Genomic DNA, 9,142 nt, shown 5'->3' on the forward strand with positions numbered 1-9,142 from the left:
CGATCCCATGGCAACCGAGATCACCGTGCGCGGATCGTTCTCCGCTTTCCAGCCGCCCGAGCGGGGGACCGTGCGGGCGTCGATCACCTACGAGGGCGCGGACATGGGAACGGTGTATGACCGGGTGGCCCACGATCTCGCCGCGGTGAAAGCCTCGGTCACCCGGTTGCAGGCCCTCGATCCGGCACCGGTCACCTGGTGGTCGGCCGGCCAGTTGCGCACCTGGTCACAGCGGCCCTGGCACAAGGACGGCAAGCAGTTGCCGATGGTGCACCACGCCGGGGTCGACATCGACGTGAAGTTCCGTGACTTCGAGGCACTGTCGCGGTGGGTCGGTGAACATGTTTCCGGCACCGGCGGATTCCGGGTGGCCCAGGTGGTCTGGGCGCTCACCGCCGCCCGCCGCGACGCCTTATTCGCCGATGCCCGTACCCGCGCCGTGCGTGATGCCGTGGCCCGGGCCCAGCAGTACGCGGACGCCCTCGAGCTCGGTACGGTGCGGCCGGTGGCGATCGCCGACGCCGGAATGCTTGCTGCCCAATCGCATCCAGAAGGCGGCCACAGCGGTACCTTCCTGCGGGCAGCGGCAAGTCCGGCCGGCGGCGGCGATGTCGAACTGCTCCCCGAGGACATCGAGGTGTCCGCGACGGTCGACGCCCGGTTTCTCGCCGGCGGACCCTAGCCGAAGGCGTTGCGCAGGAACGGGGTCGAATCGACCAGCGAGGCCAGCACCGTCCCGCTGTGGTCTTCCTCCGGGTAGATGCGCAGTTCGACATTCTGGTTGTTGGCCATCAGCTGGTCGTAGAACGCCAAGGTGGACGCCGGCGGGACGTCCCGGTCCAGCAGACCCACCCCGAGGAAGATCGGCCGGTCGTATCCCGAGACCGGCGTGCCCATGAAATCGTGCAGCGCGTCCTCGATCCCGGGGATCGAGAGCAGCGGTGCCGAGAACATGTCGGCCGGGCGCAGTTGTGCCAGTTCGTCGGTGAGCGGATGCACGCACACCGTCTCGGCGCGGGCGGCGGCGTTCAGGCCCGCCGGGGACAAGACGCTGTTGACGTCCAGATCGGGCCGCGCCTCGCGCAGTGCGGCGATGATGTAGGCCGTATAGGCGTTGGCCACCGGCCCCAGCTCGGGCAGTTGGAGATCGGGTCCGGCCTGGGCGACGAACTTCTGGATGTTCGCCGGGGTGCCGGTGGCGACCACGCCGCGGTAGTCCAGCCCACTRCCCGCGCTGAATTCGGTGGCCCAGCGGGCACTGGCGACGGCTGCGCCACCGCCCTGGGACTGGCCGACGATGGCCCACTTCGGGGACAGCGCGATGTCCATCCGGTGGGCGGCGATCACCGAGTCGATGACGCCGTGGGCGGTGGTGACGCTGTTGAGGTAGCTCATCAGACCCGGGGTGCCGAGCCCGGCGTAGTCGCTGGCGACGATGACGTATCCCTGGTTCAGCCAGTGCGACAGGTATTCGTCGTCGCGCGGGATGCGGGGTAGCGCCGACGGGGTGCAGTCGTCGCCCAGACCGACGGTGCCGTGCGCCCAGGCGATCACCGGGTAGCCGCCCGGCGGTGCCGGCGTGCGCGGGAGGAACACCGCGGCGGTGCTCACCGCGGGGGCATCGTGCTGGTCGGTGGTGGAGTACAGGATCCGGTAGCCGGCGCCGGCGCCGGCGACGGACAGTTCCGGTGCCAGCGGGACGCTTTCGATGAGGTTGCCGGGCGCCGGGATGGGGCCCGCGTAGTGGCGGGCGTCCAGCCCGGACCAGTTCGGCGCCGCGGCGTGCGCAACGCCGGGCACCGTGAGGACGACTGCAAGGGCGAGCAACAGAGTGGCGCGAAGCGCGCGTCGCAGACCGGCCATGCCCGACACCCTAAGCGGCGGCCCGCGGTCCTCCTCGTGGGACTCAGACTCACCCCGAGCTTAATCTTGACTAATTCCAGAAAACGGGACAGACTCGCAGCGTGGACACGACAGCGGACTTTCAGCAGATGCTGCGGGGAGCCTCGCTGCGCGTGACCCGTCCCCGGGTGGCGGTGCTCGGCGCCGTTTCCCGGCATCCGCACGCCGATACGGACTCGGTCATTCGCGCGGTACGCGCGGAATTGCCCGAGGTGTCGCACCAGACCGTCTATGACTCGCTCAACGCGCTGACTGCCGCCGGCCTGGTGCGCCGCATCCAACCGTCCGGTTCCGTGGCGCGCTATGAGTCACGTGTCGGGGACAACCACCATCACGTCGTGTGCCGAACGTGTGGGGTCATCGCCGACGTCGACTGCGCGGTCGGGGAAGCCCCCTGCCTGACCGCCTCCGATGATCTCGGGTTCGCCATCGATGAGGCCGAAGTCATCTACTGGGGCCTGTGCCCCGATTGCATCACCGCACAGAGCGTTTCGAAGTAACCAACCAGTCCGACAGCCCCGGAAGGATCTACACAGTGCCTGAGGATCGACCCATCGAAGACAGCCCGCCGATCGGCGAGGCTCAGACCGATCAGACCGAGGGTGGCTGCCCGGCCGGTTTCGGCAAGGTCAAGCCGCCGGTGGCCGGTGGCAGCAACCGTGACTGGTGGCCCGACCAGCTCAACCTGAAGATCCTGCAGAAGAACCCCGACGTGATCAACCCGCTGGGCGCGGACTTCGATTACGCCACCGCGGTGCAGTCGCTGGACGTCGACGCGGTGCGCGCCGACATCATCGACGTGATGCACACCTCGCAGGAATGGTGGCCCTCCGACTTCGGCCATTACGGCCCGTTCTTCATCCGCATGACCTGGCACGCCGCCGGCACCTACCGCGTGCAGGACGGACGCGGCGGTGGTGGCACCGGTATGCAGCGTTTCGCCCCGCTGAACAGCTGGCCCGACAACGTCAGCCTGGACAAGGCCCGCCGCCTGCTGTGGCCGGTCAAGCAGAAGTACGGCAAGAACCTCTCCTGGGCCGACCTGCTGGTCTACGCAGGCAACGTCGCGCTGGAGGACATGGGCTTCCGCACCGCCGGTTTCGCATTCGGTCGCGAGGACCGCTGGGAGCCGGAGGAGGACGTCTACTGGGGTCCCGAGCTGGAATGGCTCGACGACAAGCGCTACACCGGTGAGCGCGATCTGGAGAACCCGCTGGCCGCGGTCCAGATGGGCCTGATCTACGTGAACCCCGAAGGCCCGGGCGGCAATTCGGATCCGCTGTCCTCGGCGGCAGACATCCGCGACACGTTCGGCCGGATGGCGATGAACGATATCGAGACCGCGGCACTGATCGTCGGCGGCCACACCTTCGGCAAGACCCACGGCAACGGTGACGCCGAGCTCGTCGGTCCCGAGCCCGAGGCGGCACCCCTGGAACTGCAGGGCCTGGGCTGGCACAACCCGCAGGGCACCGGCGTCGGCATGGACGCCGTCAGCAGTGGCCTGGAGGTCATCTGGACCCACACCCCGACCAAGTGGGACAACAGCTTCCTGGAGATCCTGTACGGCAACGAGTGGGAGCTGTTCAAGAGCCCGGCCGGGGCCAACCAGTGGCGTCCCAAGGACGGCGGCTGGGCGAACTCGGTGCCGACCGCGGACCTCAAGGGCCGCACCCACCCGTCCATGCTGACCTCCGATCTGGCGCTGCGCGTTGACCCGTCCTACGAGAAGATCACCCGCCGCTGGCTGGATCATCCCGAGGAGCTGGCGCAGGAGTTCGCCAAGGCCTGGTTCAAGTTGCTGCACCGCGACCTGGGCCCGGTGGCGCGTTACCTCGGACCCGAGGTGCCCAAGGACACCTGGCTCTGGCAGGACCTGATCCCGGCGGGCAAGACGCTGTCCGACGCCGACGTGGCGACGCTCAAGAGCGCCATCTCCGCTTCGGGTCTGACTGTCTCGCAGCTGGTTTCGACCGCGTGGAAGGCCATCTCGACCTTCCGTGAGAGCGACAAGCGCGGCGGTGCCAACGGTGGCCGTCTGCGTCTGCAGCCGCAGTTGGGCTGGGAGGTCAACGAGCCCGACGAGCTGGCTCAGGTGATCGCCAAGCTCGAGGAGATCCAGGCCTCGGCCGGCGTCGACGTGTCCTTCGCCGACCTGGTCGTGCTGGCCGGCAACGTCGGTGTCGAGACCGCGGCCAAGGCCGCCGGTCACGACGTGACGGTGCCGTTCACCTCCGGCCGCGGCGACGCCACCCAGGAGCAGACCGACGTCGAGTCGTTCTCCTACCTGGAGCCCAAGGTCGACGGCTTCCGTAACTTCCTGGGCAAGGGTCTGCGTCTGCCCGCGGAGTACTACCTGATCGACCGTGCCAACCTGCTCGACGTCTCGGGCCCGGAGCTCACCGCGCTCGTGGGTGGCCTGCGGGTGCTGGACACCAACTTCGGTGGTTCCCAGCACGGCGTGTTCACCGCCAAACCGGGCGCGTTGACGAACGACTTCTTCGTCAACCTGCTCGATCAGGGCATCAAGTGGGAGCCCTCTTCGGCTGACGACGGCACCTACGTCGGCACCGAGCGGGCCACCGGAACGCAGAAGTACACCGGTACCCGCAACGATCTGGTGTTCGGCTCCAACTCGCAGCTGCGGGCGTGGGCCGAGGTGTACGCCGAGAATGGTTCGGAGGAGAAGTTCGTCAAGGACTTCATCGCCGTGTGGGCCAAGCTGGCCGACGCCGACCGATTCGATCTGAACTAACTGCAGCCCTCATTCCAGGCCGGTTCCCTTCGGGGGGCCGGCCTGGATGTGGTTTCGGCGGGGAAAGTCAGTGCGCGGCCTTCTTCTTGCCGAACGGGAGCACGTGCACGATCGCTGCGACGATGGCGCCGATCACCAGACCGACGACCGCCGAGATCCCGGTGTTGACCAGCCAGCCCACCCCGCCCTCGGCGACGCCTACGGCGTGCGACACCCAGTGTTCGGCGTCGTGCACCAGGTCGTACGGCGGCCGCAGACCGGCCTCGTAGCTCTGCGCGAGCAGGATGTGCCCGCCGACCCACAGCATCGCGACGGTGCCGATGATCGACAGCGCCGAGAGCACCTTGGGCATCGCGGCGACCAGGCCGCGGCCCAGCTTCTGGGCGAACGCCGAGGACCGCTGCGCGAGCGCCAGGCCGGCGTCGTCCATCTTCACGATCAGCGCGACGACGCCGTACACCGCCGCCGTGATGACGATGGCGACGACGATCAGGCTGGCCAGGCGCAGCCAGAACGTCTGGTCGGCCACCTCGTTGAGCGCGATGACCATGATCTCGGCGGACAGGATGAAGTCGGTGCGGATGGCGCCCGAGGTCATCGTCTTCTCGGCGTCCTCACCGGCCACCGCCACGGGTGTGGCGTGGGCGTCGTGACCGGAAATCCAACCCCACACCTTCTCGGCGCCCTCGAAGCAGAGGAACGTCGCGCCCGCCATGAGCAGATAGGGCAGCGCCCACGGCGCGAAGATGCTGAGCAACAGCGCCGCCGGGAGGATGAACACCAGCTTGTTGCGCAGCGATCCGATGGCAATGCGCTTGATCATCGGCAGCTCGCGGGAGGCGCTGATGCCCTGCACATATTGCGGTGTCACGGCGGTGTCATCGATGACCACTCCGGCGGCCTTGACCGTGGCCTTGCCCGCCGCGGCGCCGATGTCGTCGATCGACGCGGCGGCCAGGCGGGCCAGGACGGCAACATCATCGAGGAGTGCGAACAGTCCTGCGCTCATGTACCGAAGGCTAGCCGGTGCAGGACAGCTGTGCGTACCCGCCTTTTGTAACAGAGCAACTGCTCTGTTACGGTCGTGCGGTGCCCCGCCCCCGCGTGTACGACCTGGACACCGTGCTCGACGCGGTGGAGTCCCTGGTGGCCGCCCAGGGTCCCGCGGCGGTGACGGTGCGAGCCGTGGCGACGGCCGCCGGAGTGTCCAATGGCGCCCTCTACCATAATTTCTCGTCACGCTCGGAGCTGATGGGTCGCGCCTGGCTACGGGCAGGAACCCGGTTCCTGGCCACGCAGCGCGCAGCTGTCGGCAGCGCCGCCGGCGTCGAGGCCGTGGTGGCCGCCGCTCAGGCACCCGGTGCTTTCGCCGAACACCACCCCGAATCGGCGCGGCTGGTTCTCACGGTGCGGCGCGAGGAGATCCTCGGACCCGAACTGTCCGAGCAGCTCGCCGCCGAGCTGCTCGGACTGGACGCCCTGCTGGTGAAGGTGATGACCGAACTCGCCGAGCAGCTGTGGGACCGCCGCGACGCCGCCGCGGTCGACACCATCACCGCCTGCATCGTCGATCTGCCGACCGCCCTCCTGCTCAGCCGCAACCGGCTGCACGACCCGACCGCTCGTGTACAGCTGGGTGCTGCGGTGCGTGCGGTGCTCGAGACCGGACCCGCACCACGAAAGGAAAAACACCGATGACACCAACTCTGGACCAGGTGGACGGTATCGCCGTCCTGACCCTCGGCGACGACGAGAACCGCTTCACCCCCGACTTCCTGGAGACCGTGCACGCACGGCTCGATCAGGTGTTGGCCGACGGGGCAACCGGCCTGGTCACCACGGCGACCGGCAAGTTCTACACCAACGGTCTGGACCTGGACTGGCTGGCCGCCCACGGCGACCAGACCCAGTGGTACGTCGGGCAGGTGCAGACGCTGCTGGCGCGCGTGCTCACGCTTCCCATCCCCACGGTTGCCGCCATCGTCGGGCACGCCTTCGGCGCCGGGGCGATGCTCGCCACCGCCCACGACTTCCGGGTGATGCGGACCGACCGCGGATACTTCTGTTTCCCCGAGGCCGACATCCGGATTCCCTTCACCCCCGGCATGGCCGCACTGATCCAGGCGAAGCTGACACCGCAGGCGGCCGTCGCCTCGATGACCACCGCACGCCGGTTCGGCGCGCCGGACGCCCAGGCCTACGGGATCGTGGACGCCGTCGCCGACGAGGGAGCGGTCACCACCGCCGCGCTGGATCTGTTGCGGCCCTTGGCCGGAAAGGACCCGGGCACCCTCGGGGCGATCAAGACGACGATGTTCGGCCCGGCCGCCGAGACACTCACGGCCGCCGCAGCACCCCGTTGAGCACCAGGTCGGACAACTGACCGGCTGCGGCGTCGGCATCGGTGACCCGCCGCACGCACACCGCGTACCAGGCGCCGCCGGCGATCACGTCCATCACGGTGTCGGCGTCGACCTGGCGGGCCACCCCGTTCGCCACCGCCGCGGACACCCGATCGGCCAGGTCGTGCCGTGCGGTCGCCTCCAGCCGGTCACTGATCACCCGGCGCATCGAACGGTCGGCGCGTAGATCGGCGAGCAGGCCCGGAATCGATTCCCGCACCGCCGGATCGGCGTACATCCGGATCGCACCGCGGCACAACCGGGTGATCTCGGCGACGAAATCGTCCGCGGGCGTGTCCGGGCCCAGATCGGGGAAGACCGCCTCGTGCACCAGCGCGGCCTTCGAGCGCCAGCGCCGGTACACCGCGGGCCTGCTCACCCCGGCCGTCGACGCGATCAGGTCGATGGTGGTGGCGGCGTAGCCGCGCTCGACCAGCAGGGTGCGGGTCGCGGCCAGCACCGCGGTATCGATGGCCGGGTCGCGGCGTGAGCCCTGCCTGCGGTGGCGCGACGCTGTCTCGCTGATTTTGGCCTCCCCACCCGGATTTGTCGATACAGTCTGTCACAACAAACCCGGATGAGTGAGGCCCACCATGAATCTCGATCTGGCCCCCGTCGGTGCCGACGGCCATCACCTCTACACCTGTCCGCTGTGTGAAGCCATGTGCGGCCTGGACATTCACGTCGCAGAGGGCAAGGTCGCCGGGATCCGCGGCAACCCGGACGACACCTGGAGCCACGGACACATCTGCCCGAAGGGCGCCACCCTCGGCGCCGTGCACGAGGACCCGGACCGTATCCGGCGACCGATGATCAAGGTGGACGGCCAGTGGCAGGAGGTCAGCTGGGAGGTGGCGTTCCGGCGGTGCACCCAACTGCTGGCGCCGGTCATCGCCGAACACGGCATCGGGGCGGTCACCGCCTATACCGGTAACCCGCTGGCGCATTCGTTCTCGCTGGCCCGCTACGCGGGCATCCTGCTGGGCATGTCCGGTATCCCGCTGACCTATTCGCCGGGCACCGTCGACCAATGGCCGAAGAACCTGACCTCGCACCTGATGTACGGCGGGTGGTGGTCGGTGCCGGTGCCCGATATCCAGCACACCGACCTGTTCGTGGTGATGGGCGCCAATCCCGCTGCCTCGCAGGGATCGTTGATGGCCGCCCCGGACGTCATGGGAATCATCGACGGTATCCGTGAGCGCGGCAAGGTGATCGTCATCGACCCGGTGCGCACCATGACCGCGGCCCGCGCCGACGAATGGCTGGCAATCCGGCCCGGCACCGATGCGGCGTTCCTGCTTGCCGTCGTGCACACCTTGTTCGCCGAGAACCTCGTCGACCTCGGTTCTGCCGCCCCCCATGTGGACGGCCTCGCCACCATGGCGCAGGTCGCCGCGGACTGGACCCCTGAGCGGGTGGCGGCGGTCACCGGAATCTCTGCGGACCGTATCCGGGGCCTGGCGCGCGAGCTCGCCGCCACCCCGCGCGCCGTGGTGTATGGCCGGATCGGGTTGTGCAATCAGGAGTTCGGCAGTCTGGCCAGCTGGCTGGTGGATGTCGTCAACATCCTCACCGGGCATTTCGACACCCGCGGCGGCCTGATGTTCCCGCAACCGACCGCCTGGTCCATCACCACTCAGCCGCTGCCCGGCCTCGAGGACGGGGTGCCCGAGTTCGGGCGTTTCCGCACCCGGGTGCGCGGCGCGAAGGAAGTGCTGGGGCAGGTGCCGGTGTCGTGTCTGGCCGAGGAGATCGCCACACCGGGGGAGGGCCAGATCAGGGCGCTCATCACGGTGGCCGGTAACCCGGTGCTGTCCACGCCGGGTGGGCACCGCCTCGATGCGGCGCTGCCGGGCCTGGACGCGATGATCTCGGTTGACCTGTGGCTCAACGAAACCACGCGGCACGCCGATGTCATCCTGCCCGGCCTCTCCCCGCTGGAGCAGCCGCACCATGACGATCTGATCCTGCAGTTCGCGGTCAACAGCGTCGCCAACTATTCGGCGCCGGTGTTCGTGCCCGAGGACCCGGACCGGCCCGAGGAATGGGAGATCCTGATCCGGCTGACCGGCCTGTGCAC

Annotated in this window: 9 protein-coding genes; 6 read left to right on the plus strand and 3 right to left on the minus strand. The window is 68.7% G+C overall.

Going from position 1 to position 9,142, the window contains the following annotated elements; all coding sequences use genetic code 11:
- Positions 1-7 precede the first annotated feature (7 nt).
- Entirely contained in the window at positions 8-682 is a 675-nt protein-coding gene (locus AC1DTF_RS25940; protein WP_477476158.1) for an SIMPL domain-containing protein, read from the plus strand.
- On the opposite strand, the gene AC1DTF_RS25945 is transcribed toward AC1DTF_RS25940, so the two are convergent.
- The gene (locus AC1DTF_RS25945; protein WP_477476159.1) at positions 679-1,863 is read right to left on the minus strand and encodes an alpha/beta hydrolase family protein; all 1,185 of its coding nucleotides are present in this window, start codon (positions 1,861-1,863) and stop codon (positions 679-681) included. The genes AC1DTF_RS25940 and AC1DTF_RS25945 overlap by 4 nt on opposite strands.
- 128 nt (positions 1,864-1,991) lie before the next feature.
- Between AC1DTF_RS25945 and AC1DTF_RS25950 the strand changes: the two genes are divergently transcribed.
- Positions 1,992-2,402 carry a Fur family transcriptional regulator gene (locus tag AC1DTF_RS25950; RefSeq protein WP_442928751.1) on the plus strand — a complete coding sequence of 137 codons (411 nt, stop codon included), beginning with the start codon at positions 1,992-1,994 and terminating at the stop codon, positions 2,400-2,402.
- A gap of 35 nt (positions 2,403-2,437) precedes the next feature.
- Entirely contained in the window at positions 2,438-4,657 is a 2,220-nt protein-coding gene (katG, locus tag AC1DTF_RS25955; protein WP_477476160.1) for a catalase/peroxidase HPI, read from the plus strand.
- Between the two features lie 67 nt (positions 4,658-4,724).
- Here the strand turns inward: katG and AC1DTF_RS25960 are convergent, their stop codons facing one another.
- A complete protein-coding gene (locus AC1DTF_RS25960; RefSeq protein ID WP_477476161.1) occupies positions 4,725-5,666 on the minus strand; it encodes a DUF808 domain-containing protein in 942 nt (313 codons plus the stop codon).
- Between the two features lie 80 nt (positions 5,667-5,746).
- On the opposite strand from AC1DTF_RS25960, the gene AC1DTF_RS25965 reads away from it, so the two are divergent.
- A complete protein-coding gene (locus AC1DTF_RS25965; RefSeq protein ID WP_477476162.1) occupies positions 5,747-6,355 on the plus strand; it encodes a TetR/AcrR family transcriptional regulator in 609 nt (202 codons plus the stop codon).
- Entirely contained in the window at positions 6,352-7,020 is a 669-nt protein-coding gene (locus tag AC1DTF_RS25970) for an enoyl-CoA hydratase-related protein (RefSeq protein WP_477476163.1), read from the plus strand. The genes AC1DTF_RS25965 and AC1DTF_RS25970 overlap by 4 nt, the downstream gene beginning before the upstream one ends.
- Here the strand turns inward: AC1DTF_RS25970 and AC1DTF_RS25975 are convergent.
- On the minus strand, positions 6,995-7,519 hold the full coding sequence (locus AC1DTF_RS25975; protein ID WP_477476164.1) for a TetR/AcrR family transcriptional regulator: 525 nt from the start codon (positions 7,517-7,519) through the stop codon (positions 6,995-6,997). The two genes, AC1DTF_RS25970 and AC1DTF_RS25975, sit on opposite strands and share 26 nt — an antisense overlap.
- A gap of 133 nt (positions 7,520-7,652) precedes the next feature.
- On the opposite strand from AC1DTF_RS25975, the gene AC1DTF_RS25980 reads away from it, so the two are divergent.
- Positions 7,653-9,142: molybdopterin-dependent oxidoreductase (locus AC1DTF_RS25980; protein ID WP_477476165.1), on the plus strand; the 1,490-nt coding region annotated here is incomplete at its 3' end.

The organism is Mycobacterium sp. P4_H6, from assembly GCF_056400845.1.

Bases quoted from the DNA above. Each gene is read 5' to 3' on its own strand.
- AC1DTF_RS25940 (WP_477476158.1), top strand. From the start codon at position 8: ATGGCAACCGAGATCACCGTGCGCGGATCGTTCTCCGCTTTCCAGCCG.
- AC1DTF_RS25950 (WP_442928751.1), top strand. From the start codon at position 1,992: ATGCTGCGGGGAGCCTCGCTGCGCGTGACCCGTCCCCGGGTGGCGGTG.
- AC1DTF_RS25960 (WP_477476161.1), bottom strand. From the start codon at position 5,666: ATGAGCGCAGGACTGTTCGCACTCCTCGATGATGTTGCCGTCCTGGCC.
- AC1DTF_RS25970 (WP_477476163.1), top strand. From the start codon at position 6,352: ATGACACCAACTCTGGACCAGGTGGACGGTATCGCCGTCCTGACCCTC.